The sequence below is a fragment of the Calditrichota bacterium genome, from assembly GCA_016867835.1.
Lineage (GTDB): Bacteria > Electryoneota > AABM5-125-24 > Hatepunaeales > Hatepunaeaceae > VGIQ01.
Genome location: VGIQ01000054.1, coordinates 1 through 17,298, shown reverse-complemented (window position 1 = coordinate 17,298; position 17,298 = coordinate 1). Strand labels below are relative to the sequence as shown.

Annotated in this window: 10 protein-coding genes; all 10 read left to right on the top strand. The window is 55.6% G+C overall.

Annotated elements, in window-relative coordinates; translation table 11 throughout:
- Nucleotides 1-389: 389 nt before the first annotated feature.
- The 10 genes from FJY67_07075 to FJY67_07030 all read left to right on the top strand — a co-directional run bounded on the left by FJY67_07075 (nt 390) and on the right by FJY67_07030 (nt 17,156).
- The gene (locus FJY67_07075; GenBank protein MBM3329218.1) at nt 390-4,898 is read left to right on the top strand and encodes a hypothetical protein; all 4,509 of its coding nucleotides are present in this window, start codon (nt 390-392) and stop codon (nt 4,896-4,898) included.
- 102 nt (nt 4,899-5,000) lie between these two features.
- The gene (bamA, locus tag FJY67_07070; GenBank protein MBM3329217.1) at nt 5,001-7,325 is read left to right on the top strand and encodes an outer membrane protein assembly factor BamA; all 2,325 of its coding nucleotides are present in this window, start codon (nt 5,001-5,003) and stop codon (nt 7,323-7,325) included.
- On the top strand, nt 7,240-7,917 hold the full coding sequence (locus FJY67_07065; protein MBM3329216.1) for an OmpH family outer membrane protein: 678 nt from the start codon (nt 7,240-7,242) through the stop codon (nt 7,915-7,917). The genes bamA and FJY67_07065 overlap by 86 nt, the downstream gene beginning before the upstream one ends.
- 54 nt (nt 7,918-7,971) lie before the next feature.
- Entirely contained in the window at nt 7,972-8,580 is a 609-nt protein-coding gene (locus FJY67_07060) for an OmpH family outer membrane protein (protein ID MBM3329215.1), read from the top strand.
- Nucleotides 8,581-8,599: 19 nt separating this feature from the next.
- Nucleotides 8,600-9,679, top strand: coding sequence for a UDP-3-O-(3-hydroxymyristoyl)glucosamine N-acyltransferase (lpxD, locus tag FJY67_07055; protein MBM3329214.1), 1,080 nt, complete (start codon nt 8,600-8,602; stop codon nt 9,677-9,679).
- Complete coding sequence (locus FJY67_07050; protein MBM3329213.1) at nt 9,679-11,292, top strand: hypothetical protein; 1,614 nt, start codon at nt 9,679-9,681, stop codon at nt 11,290-11,292. Before lpxD ends, FJY67_07050 begins: the two co-directional genes overlap by 1 nt.
- A gap of 480 nt (nt 11,293-11,772) precedes the next feature.
- Complete coding sequence (gene nuoF / locus FJY67_07045; protein MBM3329212.1) at nt 11,773-13,158, top strand: NADH-quinone oxidoreductase subunit NuoF; 1,386 nt, start codon at nt 11,773-11,775, stop codon at nt 13,156-13,158.
- 84 nt (nt 13,159-13,242) lie between these two features.
- Complete coding sequence (locus tag FJY67_07040; GenBank protein ID MBM3329211.1) at nt 13,243-13,992, top strand: hypothetical protein; 750 nt, start codon at nt 13,243-13,245, stop codon at nt 13,990-13,992.
- A 331-nt stretch (nt 13,993-14,323) separates the two neighbouring features.
- Nucleotides 14,324-14,920 carry a T9SS type A sorting domain-containing protein gene (locus tag FJY67_07035; protein ID MBM3329210.1) on the top strand — a complete coding sequence of 199 codons (597 nt, stop codon included), beginning with the start codon at nt 14,324-14,326 and terminating at the stop codon, nt 14,918-14,920.
- A gap of 496 nt (nt 14,921-15,416) precedes the next feature.
- A complete protein-coding gene (locus FJY67_07030) occupies nt 15,417-17,156 on the top strand; it encodes a 2Fe-2S iron-sulfur cluster binding domain-containing protein (GenBank protein MBM3329209.1) in 1,740 nt (579 codons plus the stop codon).
- The last annotated feature ends 142 nt before the right edge of the window (nt 17,157-17,298 follow it).

Here is a 17,298-nt window from a genome sequence, read left to right as displayed (position 1 = left end):
CCAACCGCGCCATCCCCGCCCTGCAACGCTTCAAAAACGGCTCGATTGGAGGCCGGCTTGCAGCGACTACATCGCGACCGTCGGCTGGACGCCTCGACGGGTGGATGCAATCACTTCTGGGGCTCGAAGTTGTAACCTCAGAGGGGGAGTTGCTCTCCATAGGGGGACGAAATATCAAGGATGTCGCCGGCTACGACATGAAGTATATCTTCACTGGCAGTCGGGGAGCATTGGGGGTAATCGTCGGGGCGCACTTCCGAACCCGTTTGGCAAGCGATGCAACTTCACTCGCTGTGCCACCACCCCAGCCCGGGGCTGCGACACAGCAGATTTCCGGATTGAAGCGTATACTCGATGTCAAGGGGCGGCTCCGCCCAGGGCCGTAGTCCGTGAAACGATTTCGTCTGGCACGGGCAGGTGCGGCAGTGATGGCGATTCTGCTGGTTGCGCTATTCGGTCTCGTCTATTGGACACTGCTCGGTGGACGGGAACAACTGCGTAGCGAGGTTATCGAGCGCCTAAAACCACTGTTGGGTAAGGACCTCGTCATCGGAAGGATAGTCCTGTCCCCAGCCCGGATTAGGCTAAACGACGTCAGTTTCAGTCCCCATTCGAGTCTTAGGATTAGAATTGAGACGATCTCGATAACTCCCGACTTATGGTCCTGGTTATCTCAAGGGGAGGCAGGGAAGCCTCTCCGCAAGATTGAGATATTTAAACCAACCGTCTGGCTTACCGCCGATACGACTTCTTCGGACGCTGCACCTTCCCTTAAGTACCCTCCGCATCCATTACGTCGGCTAAGGGTCTTCCGCTCTATAGCGGAGATTACGCTAAGCGACGGGCTTTTTCTCCCTGCAGGCGAGGAGCCGCCCTATCTACGCGACATCGAACTCCAACTGAAAACAAGTCCTGCAGGTAAGGTGACCTTGACAATGGGTGCCCGGCCTCCGGGCGCGAGCGGAAGCGCTTTGCAAGCATCGCTCGAGGGCGATTTGCAGAGTGGCGACTTCGACGCTGAAATCAAAGCACGAATAGAATCACTGTCGGACGTCGTCTTGCCGGGAGTCGTTACCTCTCCAGTGGCACTTCAATCGGGGCGGTTGAATGCCGACTTGAGCATTACCGGATTCGACGAAATGCGATTGGGAGGGGTGCTGAATGCCGAAGGCATAAGGCTAAGGCTACCGAATGGCTTGGAAATGGACGAAGGGCAGGTGAAGGCGAACCTTTATGGAGCAACTCTGCGTTTCGAAGGGTCTGGCCGATTGGATGGAACCCCTTTGGTAGTGTCTGGCGAATCGAGAAATCTGCTGGCTAACGAATGGCTACTTGAGGGCGGGATCGAAGACCTTCCAGCAGGGGTATTAGGCAGGATTTACCCCGACTTACCCCAACTCAGCGGGAACCTAAAAGGTGTGGTGCGAGCAGAGGTCAGGAAAGGTCAACTGACAGCCCGAGCCACAGTCCGGTCGCACAAGATCAGCGTTGATAGTTACGACCTGAATGACCTGGAACTGGATGCATACATCGACTCGGGACAGTTGCAGATCGAGCGGCTTTCGGCATGGCTTTGGGGCGGCGAACTGAAATTGAAAGGAACTTATGAGTTTCGAGACACCAACGGAGCCTTGGATGGGAGTTTTCATCGCCGCTGGACTGCGGATGACCTGCCAGGTTGGTTAGCGGTTGCCGATCCCCGCCTTAGGCTCGATTTCGAGGCTTCGCTGCACAGCGGGAGTTGGCTGGGCAGCGGAAATGGTTGGGTATTCGAGGGCAACGGCGATCAGATTCTGGCTTTAGGTATCAGCGCTTCACCTGATGAAGCCCAGCTGGTGATATCGCTTCCCTTTGAGGATGATGACGAACTTGCCGATTTCAGATGGCAACGAGCCGACCAGACACCCTTACACCTCACAACAAGCAGGCTCGAGCGGGTTGTGAAGCGCCTCCTTCGTCAGAGTGTGATTACAGAGCAGTTGGAGTCGGCGCGCCTTAATCTGAGAGGGAGTGGACACCCGGACAGTATGGAATTGACCCTCGATGCTGTCTTTGAGAAAGGTGAAGTGTGGCGTATTGCAAGTTGTCTAACGTCGAATCCTGACGGTCTCCACTTGGAAGGCAGTGTCAGCGGAACCGGTCAGAATGAACCAGTCGGTCGTTTGCATTTTTCGTTCTCACAAATCTCTGGTGAAGCGGCCGGGGCGAAGGGTGATATTCGCATCGACTACCTGGCTGGATTCGACCGGCGTGGGATTCGGGTGCTTGAAGGCCGGGGCGCTATTAATACAAACCACTTTTTCGGCTCCGATTTAGCCATTCAGTTCATCGGAATTCGCCCGTTCGAATGGCTCAGTCTTGCCGGGTTTGAAGGAATTCCAGGTCTCTACTTTGGCGCAGACGCTAACGTGGAAATCAATTCAGGTCAGGCTCGTTATGACCTGAAAGGGGTGCTGCTCTATGATGATGGCGCTGCAATGGAACTTTTCTCCAGTGGCAGCATCGACTCGCTCCGAATCGATGTGCGGCAACTCTTTTTGAGACCTAAAGGTGACGAATCGGTTATTCTTCAACTCGCCGGTGTGTATTATTATGGTTCGCGCTACCTTGAGGGTGCATTCTTACAACTTGACAAGATGCCTCTTGGCAGACTTGTGCCGTTGCTCAATCGAAGTGCCGAAGCCGGCCGTTTTGGGGGCGAGGTAAACGGATACATCGAAGTAAATGGAGTGTTGGATTCCCCGGAACTTACCTTTGACCTGCACCTACTCAAGGGCCGGTTATTCGGAACCGATGGTTATTGGGCCAATCTGAGCGGAGGTATGGACGAGTTGGGCGACTACCGGCTCTCGCGGGGAGATTTTGGGATTGGTATCGAACGGCTTCTTACCATACATGCTTCCCGCCAGAGAGAAGGCCGCTGGTCAAGGCTCTCCGCCCGCGGCGACGCTGTCGACTTGGGAATGTTGTTCACGGGAATTGCAGGTCTATCCTCTCAGCTTGACGGCAGGTCGTCCATAGACCTCGACCTCGCCGGCGCCGCCCTCCCCGGTAACGGCCAACTCGCCATCACCCTCTCCGCTGGTTCCTTTTTCGCCCTTCCCTTCGACCGCGGCCACCTATCCCTCAACCTCTCGGGCCTCTTCGGATCCGCCCCCCAGTTGATCATCGACCGCCTTACCTTCGACCTCGGCGACCTTCGCGCCACCGCCCAGGGCCAGATCCCTCTAACTGCTCCGCATCCGCTTGAAGTTGTCGCTTCGCTGAACGGCAATCTGTTCGAGTTGCTGCACCGGGCCGACCCTCACTTCTTCTCCCGTCCCGAGGGTGCCGGCGGCGTGACGATCACCCTTGGCGGGACGATTGATGCTCCCCGCTTGACGAGCGGCCGGATCGACCTTCGGGGGGGAGGCATTCGACTGGCACAGGTCGCCCGTCGAATAGAGGGAGTCCTGATAGACGTTCGACTGGATCCCGGAGCCCCGGGCATCGGGGTGGGGGATACCCGGCTTCCTTATATCGACATCCGGCGTTTGAACGGGCGTTCAGACGACAAGCCTTTCTTTTTCTCCAATCGCCGGGCTGATCTGTTGCATGGTGAGCAGCCGATAGTTGTGGGCGGTTTCGATTGTGGTATCCTGCAGTTTGCGACGGGGGGTGACGGGGTCTGGCTTGCCATCCCGGGTCTCTCTGAGCCGGGCAGCGGAGGATTCTTCCGGGTTCGCGGGCTTGACGGCAGGGGTGCTCTCGAGTTTGCCGGGCCGCTTGAGCGACCTTCTGCAGTGGGTGAGATTGCACTGCGCAATCTCACTATGACCTATCCTCCGGTTGTCTATGGATCGGGTGAGGTATCGCCATTCGTCCGCGGGCTGCTTGACCTTGCGAGCCGTACCGACTGGCGCATCCACGTCTTCCCGGATCGAAACTGTAACTATGTCCGGGATGTATCAGCGCTCGGTGAATTGCCGGGATTCAGCACTTTGCGCCGACGGGTTGGGAGCGACTGGGTCGATATCGATCTAAAGTTGCGACTCGATTTGCGGATCGAAGACGATATGACAGGCATAACCGTCCGCGGAACGCCCCGCGATTCAATAGCCATTAGCGGAGAACTTACCGCCAGCCAGGGGACCATTGAAGTGCTCGACACCAGATTCAACGTGAACCGGGCAGGGCTCAGGTTTAGTCCGCCCGATCCCGAGCCACGTCTTTACGGGAGTGCCTGGACAACTGTAACCGACACGGCAACCGGCGGGCCGGTCGAAGTGCGACTTAGGCTGCAAAGCGCAGGACGACTGGATGCTGCCGGTTATGGCCCTGAGGAGCCGGTCGAATGGGGCAATCTCGTAGTGATCTTCGAAGATGACAGGGGACACTCACTGGAACAAATCATAGCACTTCTCGGTTACACTCCCGCACAGTTACCGACTCGACTTGGAGGCGGGCAACTGGTGCAACTGGCTCCGATAGGCCGGTGGACGCGGACGTTTGAGCGTCAGATGGAGAAGTGGCTCGGTGTCGATCGTGTTACTTTTGAGACCAATGTGGCTCGAAGCCTGCTCGATCCGCGTTTCTATACGCCATCCGACACCGGTCGCACTGGTGCTCTGCCTTACTGGACAGCGCTTTATGGCTCGCGACTAACAGTCGGCAAATATATGTCGCGGCAACTCTATCTCTCTTACACGGGTGCGGTTGCATCGGAGGCAACCGTCGCATCGGCGACCCGTCTCGGGCTTTTGCACCTGTGGGATGCTCTCTATCGCCTGCCCGGTGCAGCGGAACGATTCACCCTTAACTATCGCTATGAATACGATGGACTTAGTCTCGATCGATTTCAGAGTTTGCTGATGCGTTATACGATGGTCTTCGATCTGGGGCAGCGGCTGAAGTTCTGACTGCAGATGCAATCTGCTGCCCGCCACTAACATCTTCACACTTTCAGGTCAATCACCGGTTCCCCGTTGGAGTCTGCCGCCCAAGTTCGTATCTTACAACTTATGTCTCTTCGCGCATACCTGTCCTTACCTCTGACCCTATTGCTACTCCTGCTACATTGGCAGCCTCTTGTTGCTGCAGGACGGGAGGAACTAAAACTGTTAGGCGTTTCGGTAGAGGGAAACGAGCGGACCGATGCCGGTCTAATCATCGCTTCGAGCGGTCTTGTAACCGGCGAATACCTGACCGGCGAGCAGGTGCAGAATGCTATCCGATCGCTCTGGCAGCTTGACCTGTTCAGCGATGTTCAGATCCTCGCCGATGAGGCGACGTCTTCGGGGGTATTTCTTCTTGTAAAGGTCGTAGAGTATCCCCGCCTCGAATTCGTTGACATCAGTGGTGGCAAGAAACTCGACAAGGATGAACTTGAGAAGAGCGTTCATTTATCGAAGGGCAGCGTTGTCCGACCGTCCGATCCGGTCAAGTTGAGAAACCGCATCCGCAAACTCGCAGCGGACAAGGGTTACCTTCTTGCCGACATCGACATTCGAATTGAGCCTGGCACGTCTCCCCAGATGCGCAACCTGAAGATCCGCATCAGTGAAGGCAAGAAGGTCCGGATAAAAGCCATTGAGTTCAGAGGAAATGAAGCCTTTCCAGACCGGACGTTGCGCAAGAAGTTCAAGGAGACCAAGCAACGCGGTTGGTTTCGCAGCGGTGAATTCAAGCGCGAGAAGTTCGATGAAGACCTGAAACTCCTGACCGATTTCTACCGTGAGGAGGGTTATCGGGACTTCGAAGTGGTGGGCGATTCGATCCGCTACACAGAAGACTTGAAGCGGATGTTCATCGATATTGAGGTGAGTGAAGGCCGCCGTTACTACTTCGGGGACATTACGTTCATCGGCGGGGAGTTGTTCGACGATGAGATGCTTCAGAGCCAACTCCTATACCGGACGGGTGACGTCTTCAATCAGAAGAAGTTCGATATGACGGTCTCGGAGCGGCTCAACTCCCTCTACTATGACCGCGGGTATATCTTTGCGCAAGTGCAACCGCGTCTCGTGCCGCATGCAGACTCGCTGCTCGATATTCACTATTTCATCGATCCGGGCAATCGATTTTCGGTGCGGCGAATTATCATTTCGGGCAACACCAAGACGCGTGAGAAAGTGATACGGCGTGAGTTTTCGCTGAAGCCCGGGGACACCTTCGACGTCTCGAAACTGCGGCGGTCGGTGCGGGACGTGACCATTCTCAACTTCTTTGAGAAGGTCTTGCCGGATGTCGAAGATGTGAGCAAGGATGAGGTTGACCTCTATGTAAAGGTTGCCGAAAAACCGACCGATCAGGCTAATGTCTCTGCCGGCTACAGCGAACGGGACGGCCTCATCGGCGCGATTGGGTTTACAGCGCCGAACCTCTTTGGGACCGGTCAGCAGTTGAACCTTGATTGGAACTTCGGCACCCGTTACACCTCGTTTCAGGTAGGCTGGACAGAGCCCTGGCTCTTCGACACAGAGACTCTTGTCGGGCTGTCGTTCTATAGCATTCGTCGACGGTGGATCGACGGGTTCACCGAAAACCTGATAGGCGGTTCCACGCGTTTTGGCCGTAGATTACGCTGGCCCGACGACTATTTCCGCGGCGACTGGATCTACCGTGCCGAGCAAGCCAAATATACGGAGTTCAGCGAGTCGTTCAAGTCTCGCAACGAGCAGGGAATCGTCGAAGGCAAGCCGCGAATAGCCAGCAGCATAACTCAGATATTCACACGCGACAGCCGCGACTTTCCAGAATTTCCCACCGCCGGATCGGTGGCGACCTTGACGACCGAACTTGCCGGTGGCCCGCTAACCGGGGATGACCGGTATCACAAGCATATCTTATCCCTTGACTGGTATTCGCCCATCCGGTCCAAAGTAGTGCTCTACAACAACGTTCAATTCGGTTACCTCGATGCGCTTACCTCGAATACATCCGACATCCCGCTGCTGAAATACTTCTACATGGGAGGCGGCGGACTTTCGGTAGGGACGCCGCTTAGAGGCTACGATGAACGCTCGGTCGGGCCGTCGTCGGCGGTGAGCGGGTATGCATTAGGCGGCCGGTCGCAATTCAAGACATCGGCGGAGTTGCGATTTCAGATCGTAGAGAATCCGACGATTTACGGCCTCACCTTCTGGGAGGCGGGTAACACCTGGCGCTTCTTCCGTCAGACCGACCCCTTCGATCTGCGTCGCTCGGCAGGCTTCGGAGTCCGGTTCTATATGCCTTTGATAGGGCTGATAGGATTCGACTATGGCTACGGCTTCGACTACTTCGACCAGTCGGGGTCACGCCGGGGACGCTGGACGCCGCACTTCCAATTCGGAAGACAATTCTAATGATCAATTTGCACAAGGTATCAGGGATACTCAAATGAGACGAGCAGCCGTCCTTGCCGCACTGGCGCTAACGTTCGCCGCGCCGATGCTATTCGCCCAATTCAAGCCGCCCTCGCTCAAGATCGGCATTGTTCACTCCGAGTTGCTCTATGAACAATACCCGGAGTTCAAGAAGATGGAGTCGCAACTTCAGAAGGAAGCCGCCGGTTGGGAGAGCGAGCGGGAGTCATGGGTAAAAGATATGGAAAAGCGTCAAACCTCGGTCGTAGAGCGCGAGACGCAACTTAAGGCCGGTGAGACCACCTTCACCGACAAGAAGAAGAAGCAACTTACATCGGAGATCGACTCGCTTAGAGCCGATCTCTCGGAGCGCTATCAGCGTCAGATGCAGTTCGAACAGGAACGGGCTCAGAAGCGCAAGGGGGAGTTATTGGGTGGTGTTCTGCAGATTGTCAACAAGGCAATCGACGAAGTCGGTGAACGGGAAGGTTATGACATCATCATCGACGCCGCAAGCGGGACGGTCGTCTATGCCCGCAACCCGGACGATCTGAATGACAAGGTGCTCCGCCAGTTGAAGGAGAAGAAGTGATAGAAGAGCGAAGGGCAATAGATATCGAAACAAACATGAACAACGGGCGGGCGCGTGAAGGGTAGTCCGACCAGAGGAATCACTTCGAGAACGCTACGGCTTCGCAATGTCTCCTACACCTTCTGCCTTTGGCTGATAGTAGGATGTGCCGGAACGGCACGCAACGGCAGTTCCAGCGGCGGAGGACCGGCCTTCCCTTGGACTGGAAGCGGGGTCAAGATCGGTTATGTCCGTTCCGATGTCCTGACGCAGCGCCTTCCGGAATATCGCGACGCTGAGAACGCTCTCAAGCGCGATAGCGATCAGTGGCAGGTCGAAGCCGACAGTATGGAAGCATTGGTGCGAGTAAAGGAGAGCGAACTGGAAGAACTGCGCCTCATTCTGAGTGCTGAGCGGCGCAAGGTGCTTGAAGACGAACTGACTCAAATGCGGAAGGCATCTCAGAAGTTCAAGCAGGACACCTGGTTCGACGAGAACAGCCGCTATATGAAGCGGCGACGCGAATTGATGGAACCGCTCGACGCCCGGGTCACTGATGCCATATACAAAGTTGCCGCCGCCGAAGGGCTCGATGTCATATTCGACACTATTGCCGGAAACATCGTATATGTAAAGCCCACATTCGACATCACGGAGAAGGTGATAGAGGAGTTGCAAAAGTGAGACCCATTAAAGCGCTCAGGTGATTACCGCCGGAGACCTCGCCGCCAGACTTGACTGCCCGGTGGAGGGAGATGCAACCCGTTTGTTGACCGGAATCGCAACCATTGAAGATGCCGGCGCAGAGGATCTCACCTTTCTGGCTAACCCGCGTTATCGTCAAGCCTTGCAGGCAAGTCACGCCGGGGCGGTCATTATCGCACCGGGTGAACCAGCACCGGTCGGTATGACCAGAATCGTCTCGCGACAGCCTTATGTAGATTTCGGGCAGGCACTCGCAATCTTCCATCCCGATTGGGAAGGCTATAATGGAGTGTCTGCCAGCGTATCGGGCAAATCGGCGTCGGCTATTATCGATCCGGGTGCGATTTTGGCAGAAGATGTCATTATAGGCTCCTGGGTAGTAATAGAGAGCGGAGTTCGGATTGGTGCTGGGACGCGGATTATGCCGCATTCCTATATTGGCCGGGAGACGATCATCGGAAGAGAGTGTACCATCGGACTTGGTGCCATCATCCGGCATCGGATTACACTTGGCGATCGCGTGGTCATTGGTGATGGGACAGTAGTCGGCTTCGATGGATTCGGCTATGCCCGGACCGGCGATAGTTACCGCAAGATGCCCCAGATCGGCACGGTGGTTATCGAAGATGACGTCGAGATCGGGGCTAACGCCTGTATCGACCGGGCGACCATCGGCGAAACGAGGATCGGCCGCGGAACCAAGATCGACAATCTCGTGCAGATCGCGCATGGCGTTCATATCGGTTCGAACAGCGTTATCGCAGCGCAGACTGGCATATCGGGATCGACGCGAATCGGGTCCGGAGTCATGATGGGCGGCCAGGTCGGTCTGGTAGGGCATATCGAAATCGGCGACGGAATGATCGTCGGGGCACAGGCTGGAGTTACCAAGTCGTTCGACGTCAGAGGGATGATATCCGGCTATCCGGCGCGACCGCAAATGGAAGCGATGCGCATCGAAGCGGCTCTGAGTCAATTACCGGCGTTGATAAAGCGGATTCGTGCTCTTGAAGCACAACTTGCGATTCGAGAAACCACAAGTTCAGGAATCGACTTATCTAACGACAAGGAATCCTGATGGTTATCGGAAGACATACGCTGCCGGTCCTAATTCTCGTGGCAGCCATCCAATCGAAGTCGATTCGTGCTGAACTTCCGGTCATTGCCTTGCCCGAATACCTGATTGAAGGTGTCGAGCGCGCCATTCGCATTCCAGCCGAGCGCATTACCGGCGAAGTTGACGCGGTGCTTATACTGCCCGACGAATCGTATGCCGAACGACCCGGGCTTGTCGTTGAGTCGCCTTGGGAGCCGCCGGGACGACCGCCGCTCATTTGGGAGCGCTCCGGACGCAGAGCATGGATAACGGCTCGCGGCGGATCGTTTGGAAACTTTAGCGGCGAAGGCGGGATAGGACGCGCGGCAAGTGAAATCGAATGGGGTGCAGGCGCGTCATTCAACAATCCTCCGCAACGGCAGGTTGTGGGCTGGCGCTTCGGTTGGGAGGCTAAAGGGGAGGCAAGCCGTGCTATCGGCAATGCGGGTGTGGTAGGGCCGCAGTTACAATTTAAGAGCCATTCTTTTCGCCGTCACCGAACCGTCTCAACAACCGAACTTCTCACCTGGGAGGGGTTGGGCTTCGATGTGGCTGTTAGCCCTTTGCCGGTGGGAGGCGGTTCGATAGGCGGCTTGCTCGCGGTTGACCGCTGGGCAACAGATGCGACAAAGTCTGAGTTGATCTTACATCGCGAAGACGCTTTCAAGGAAGGACGGATCGAGGTCGATCTGGCGCTGGCGGGTGAAGTCGTCCGAAATGAAGAGTCACCGCTGCAACTGACAAAACTTGACCTGCGCTATCGCAAGCCGTTATCCCGGTCTTTGGTCGGTTCGGTCGGAGTATTGATATATGGCGGGGGGACATCATCTGGGGGGGAACTAATTCCCCTGACGCCGGGTGAAGCCGCTGCTCTGCAGAATGATCAGAAACGGAGCGGCTACAAGCCGCGGCTTGAAATTCAATGGCGTGAGCCGTGGGATGGAGTGGTCTCTTTTTCACTGGCGCCGGATGCCGAATTGGAGTCATTGGGAGGCTGGACGTTACGGTTTCCGATGATGGCTCAGGCTTCGCGAGGCACGATTCGTGAGGAGGCTCTGGCGCTACGCCTCGAGTATCGTCGCCAACTGACTCGGAGTCTCGAAGCGGCACTTACCGGTCGAATAAGCGATTCGCGTCATTCGCTTTTCCCTTATCATCCCGGCGGAGACTATTGGATACTGATGCCGAGGCAGTTGCAAGAGTCAGGCGGAGGGATCGATATAACACTCGATCTTGGTCCAAACGCTGGTATTAGTGTCTGGGGGGAGGGCGTCCAAGCCCGGACAACGGGCAATCTGCCGGGTAATAGGGCACCGCTAAAGGCTCCCTTCACCGCAGGTGTCCAGGTAATAGTATCTCACTTTGGCATTACTGCCTCATCCGATCTACTTTGGAGGGACGCGGCGCCGGTTGACTTTGAGGGAGTCAATCTTTATGCCTCTTATCTTCGATGGGATATGAGTCTTCACAGGGGATTCGGCCGGTCGTTCGATTTGACTATCGGCGTGGAGAACTTGGTGAACAAGGAATATTACAACCTGCTCCGCTACCCGGCAGAGCCGCTTATGCTTTATTTGAAAGCCGGATTCAGATAGAATTGAAGTTCTGTGGTTAGTATTCGCTTTTCATGCGGCATTCAAATCATCGATCATAGATTCAAAACTACCAGTCTATCAATGTCATCATCACTGCCTTCCGAAGTGGTAAGCTCCATTGAGGCACTTAAAGTACGGTATGAACGCCCGTCGGCGGCACTGGTACCGGCGCTCTTTGAAATCCAGGAACGTAACGGGCACATAACACCCGAAGATGAAGCCGCCGTTGCCGGGCTTCTCGAAGTGGATGAGTGCACGGTGCACGAGACGGCGTCGTTCTATCCACTTATCTTTCAGCAGCCCGTCGGGAAGACGCATATTCAGGTTTGTCACAACATCAGTTGCAGCCTAGTCGGAGCTGAACCGCTCATCGACCTGCTCGAAAGAGAGTTAGGGGTTGGCGAGAAGGAAGTAACTCCGGACGGGCTGGTGTCGTATCAGAGGGCAGAATGCCTCGGTTGTTGCTGCGATGCACCGGTGATGTTGGTAGGGGAGACCCTGATCGGCAATCTTACACCGGAGAAAGTGCAGACGGTCTGTGCCCGACTCAAGTCAGGTGAGAAGATAGTGAACGATACGTCGTTGACGCATACCGAGCCGCTCGAAGGCGGGGCGGTGTCGGTCAACTTTCTGATTCGGGATGCACATCATCTAAAGATTGCCGAGGAACGCGGCGCATATGGTGCAGCACGAAAAGGACTGCTCGAAATGACGCCGGATCAGATTCTTGGCGAAGTCAAGGAGGCTGGACTACGCGGCCAGGGAGGCGCAGGCTTTCCGACCGGTATGAAGTGGTCCTTTGTGCCCCGGGATACGCCCTGGACGAAGTATCTCTGCGTCAACGCCGATGAGTCGGAACCTGGCACCTGCAAGGACCGGGAAATCCTGCGTCGCGATCCTCACCGGTTGATCGAGGGGATTATTCTGGCATCCCGCGCTATTGGTGTTCGGACCGCATATGTCTATATCCGACGCGAGTTCTATGAGCCGCGCCAGACGTTTGAGGCAGCACTTCGCGAAGCCTATGACGCTGGTTACTTGGGAACAAATGTCCTCTCAAGTGGATTTGACCTCGACATTCATGTCCATCACGGTGCCGGAGCCTACATTTGTGGCGAAGAGACGGGGCTTATCGAGTCGCTCGAAGGCAAGAAGGGCTGGCCGCGCATCAAACCGCCGTTTCCGGCTCTGAAAGGCCTGTTCGGGAGGCCGACGGTCGTCAACAATGTTGAAACGCTCGCTAATCTACCTTTTATCATATCCAACGGCGCTTCGCGATTCAGACTGAGAGGCACAGAGAAATCGCCGGGGACGAAACTCTTCTGCATCTCCGGGCACGTCAGAAAGCCAGGAGTGCATGAACTACCGATGGGCTACTCGCTGCGTGATATGATCTACGGCGTCGCCGGAGGGATAAGGGACGGACATACGCTGAAGGCAGTGATCCCCGGCGGGTCGTCGGTTCAGGTGCTGCGGGCCGACGAGATCGACGTGGCAATGGACTTCGAAGCAACCCGCGCTGCCGGGACGATGCTCGGCTCCGGTGGCGTCATCGTCATGGACGAAAGCGTCGATATGGTCGAAGCGTTGATGGTCATCGCCCGCTTTTATGCACACGAATCGTGCGGGCAGTGCACCCCCTGTCGTGAAGGAACGGCCTGGACTTATAAAATCCTGCACCGGTTGATCGAGGGCCGGGCACGACCAGAAGACCTCGATACCTTGCTCGACCTTGCCAATAATATGGACGGAACCACGATTTGCCCGCTCGGATCCGCTGCAGCCTGGCCGATTCAGGCAATGCTCAAGAAGTTCCCTGAGGAGTTCGAACGCCGGCTGCCTCGCAAAGTCGCTGCGGTGGGATGAAAGAGCCGCCCGGCGGCGTCGCTGCTTTGCAGTATTCGGTTACTGAAATGAACCATTTGCCACATTTCAAGGATGGGTAACATTATGAGAGGGGCGGTTTGGAGTATCGTTGCCATACTCGCAATGACCGCTGGATGCGGCAAGCGCGAAGTTGAGCATCAAGGGCTGCCGCTGTCGGAGTGGGTCGAGCGACTAAGTTCACGGCTCATGGAAGAGCGTAGGGATGCCGTGAAGGCCATTGGCGAGATCGGCGTTCCGGCTCGCAAAGCCGAGGATAAGTTGCGAGCCATTGCCAGACGCGACAACGACGTCAAAATTCGACTTGAGGCGGTTCATTCGCTTGCCAAGATTGGCGCGAGCACCGAAGAGTTTGCCGACTTTGTGCGGGAAATGGAGGCACCGCTGTTCATCGAGGAGGAGGATACGCTGGAAACTGAGGTTATCGATGTCGACAGCGAAGTTTCGCTTTCCGTTTCCGATGAAGAGGATCTTCGTTATTTGCAGGACCTTGCAGAAGGGCGTGTCGATACTACGCCGCTCCAAGGTGACACCGGGTCGTTTCCATCGGGCGAAGATGAGCGGCAGGAATGGAGTGCCGACCGCCGGGCCGAGCACTTTGCAACGGTGCTGAACCAGTTGCAGAATCCGATGGTATTGGCGGAGATTGTCCGCACCGGTTCGGTCGAAGAGCGACGCCTTGCGGCTCGAATGCTGGCGGGCCGATCCGGAATAGATGCGATCGTCTTTGACGCTTTGGAAGGAGCAAAGAGCGACACCGACTCGTTGGTTCGCGCTGCTGTGGCAGATGCGTTGAAGAAGTGGGCGAAGCCATGAAGGAACATGCAAGTCAAGCCGCAGACTGCAGGATGATCAACAGCACTCTTATCATTGGATCGCTTCTTGGTATGACCTTGGCTCTGCAGAGTCAGCCGCGAATAGTGGTGGCTCCTGAAGAACTCAACTGGGAACCGCCGCCGGGAAGAGATCGATCCCGGCGGGGATGTGAATCTTGTGATTACTATGGCAACCATTGGACTTTCGCGTGGGGTCTATTCTTCAGAGTTGCATATCCTATCCAACGACCCGGAATCGCCGGTTACCGTTATTGCGATCAGGATGCGAGTCTTGATTCCGACCGACATCTATTTAATTTGGCCTTGGCAGGCTGGGTGGCCAGACCTTATCGATTTTGGCGGATTGCACGGACAACTTCACCCGGACACTACTTACGCTATTCCTCTTTCGGATTCGAAATATCGGTGAAGAACAAATCGAGATCAGCGATATTTTCACCAGTGAGGATGCATTCGGTGTTAGCGTTCAGCAACTGCTGCTTGAACCGCGCGGGGAGGATACACTTCAGGTGTGGTTCCGGGCTGCGGACTGGGTCGATTATGCAGATGAGTTGATTATCATCAGCGATTCGCAATCTGATCCGCGCATCAGTATTCCCATACGAGCATATGCATCGAATATAAAGAGAAGGGAACTCATTCCTGCGCGAGCAGGCATTGTAAGAGTGTATCCGAACCCTTTCAATACTGCTGCCTTGGTGGATTTCTACCTCGAAGTGCCTGGCAAGGTTACTCTCTCTGCATACACATCTGGCGGGGTACCTGTTGTGCATCATCTGCTAAGTTCACTTTCGGCAGGCAAACATTCATTAAGCTGGGATGGCGCGCATCTACCAGCGGGGACCTACTGGCTTAAGTTGTCATCGTTGCAAGTCAATGACATACGCAAGGTGGTTATCCTTAAATAGTCTCATACAGCGTGGCAGATGATGTATGGTTTCACGAACTAATATTAATGGGTGCAGATAATTGTGGTATTCTCCAGTAGGGCAGGCATTCCTGCCTGCCCTTTGGACGGACAAGAATGTCCATCCTACTGATGCTACTATTCGATGCTCCGATTAATAACGACCAAGTCTGGATCACTCGTGAATCTGCTAAAGGGGCGCTGCCAAGGCGCCCCTTTGCTGTTGAGGATATGTCTATCGCAGTTCCTTCAATCCTACCACCATCTTCACCTTCGACCTCCTTGAGGGATGGCTCGACCGTCTTCACAGCATAAGGTCTCAACGTCGGAGTAGTGGTGCGCCTGTCCGGTCGATTTCGACCTGCCATGCGTTATTCCGCTGTCTGGAATGCTGGAAATCTGCTCGGGGAGTCGTATATTGTCTATCTGGAGTATCCATCCGGCATCCGGACGGACAAGGCGACACTGCTCAAACAATCAGACCGCCGGGAACTGAGATGCGCAGAGTTCAGGTACTCTCTGCTTCTTTGTGTTCTCTGTGGCAAACCTTTCTTCCTTCTATGCCGCGAATGAAGATCAACGGCGTCGAGCACGACTTCCCCAACGGGATGAACATCCTCGAAGCCTGTAAGCAATCCGGACACTACGTCCCGCACTTCTGCTACCACCACGCTCTGAAGGTCGTCGGATCGTGCCGGATGTGCAAGGTCGAGGTCGTTCAGGGCGGTCGGTCGCGCGTCGATATCTCGTGCAACCTCACCGTTGCCGAGGGTCTCGAGGTCTGGACCGACACCCCTGCCGTTAAGAAGCAGCAGCAGATGACCCTCGAGTACCTGCTCGCCAATCACCCGGTCGATTGCCCGGTCTGTGACGACGCCGGCGAGTGCGATCTACAGAACTTTTACCTGCAGTTCGGACGCCATGAGAGCCGTCTGCTTGAACCCAAGATTCATAAGGAGAAAGCCAAGGATATCGGCCGGTCGGTCGTCCTCGACAGCGAGCGGTGTGTGCTATGTTCGCGCTGCGTCCGGTTCTGCCAGGATGTTACCAAGACGCATGAACTTGGCATCTTCGGCATGGGCTCAACGGAGCGGCTTGACCTGCGACCCGGAGCGCGGCTCGACAACGACTATGCTGGCAATGTGGTCGATCTCTGTCCGGTCGGAGCGCTCACCGACAAGGACTTCCGGTTCAAACGGCGAGTCTGGTTTCTGAAGTCGGTCAACTCCATCTGCCCGGGCTGCAGTCGGGGCTGCAATGTCCGGATCGATTACGATGACAATCCCTACCACGGCCATAAGAAGACCTATCAAATGAAAACGCACCGGACGCCGCCGACCGCGATGCAGCGGATCCAACGTCTGAAGCCCCGCGACAACGACGCTGTCAACGGGTCCTGGATGTGCGATGCCGGACGCTATGGATACCGTCCAACCGATGACGGCAGCCGGTTGGGACAGCCTTTGACGCGTCAGGGCAGTGAGTTAAAGGTCATTGAATGGGACACGGCAGTCAAGGCGCTTGCTTCAGGTCTGTTTGAGGCCATGAAAGGCGGCGCAGGAAAGATCGCCGTTGTGGCATCGCCAATGCTTACCAGTGAAGAACTCTACGCGGTGAAGGCATTCTTCATCGATCAGTTGAAACTGCCCAACGTCGATCACAACCTACCGGGCGATCCGGAATGGTATGGCGATGACCTCTTGAGAACACCGGATCCGTTTCCCAACCGCATCGGAGCCGAGTGGATCGGCATTGAACCCGGCGTAGGAGGCATCGGCGTCTCTGGATTGGAAGATGCAGTCAAAGCCGGCAAGATCGATACGCTCGTTACGCTCCTCGCCGATCCTCGCACTTTCCTTTCGACCGAAGCCGTTGCTAAATTGAAGAGACGGTATGGCATCTTGCGCAACTTGTCAGAGGGCACCGAAGGCGCATATGACCTGGTGCTTCCCGCCGCGTCCTGGGGAGAGTATCGGGGTCTCTTCACCAACTTTCGCGGACGTGTGCAACGCGCTGAACGTGCCTTTGAGCCGTTCGGTCAGGCAAAGCCGGTCTGGAAGATCGTCAGCGACCTCTCGGCGCACTTCAAGAAGCCGCAGCATCTCGATTCCCACGCTGATGCATTGAAGGCTTTGATGAACAATGTTCCCTATTATCGCGAGATGAGTTGGGATGCGGTGGGGGACGAGGGGCTGACATTGCAGGCGGTGAAGGTGTTTATGAAGGCGGCGGGGTAGGAGCATTCCATGTTCGATCAATCTCAAATCCAATAGAGGATTATTCAAAATGATCGTCAACGTTGTATTTAGCATTTTGGCTCACATTCTCATACTTTTGGGAATGGTGAGTATGTCATATCTAATCATTAAAAGGATTAGA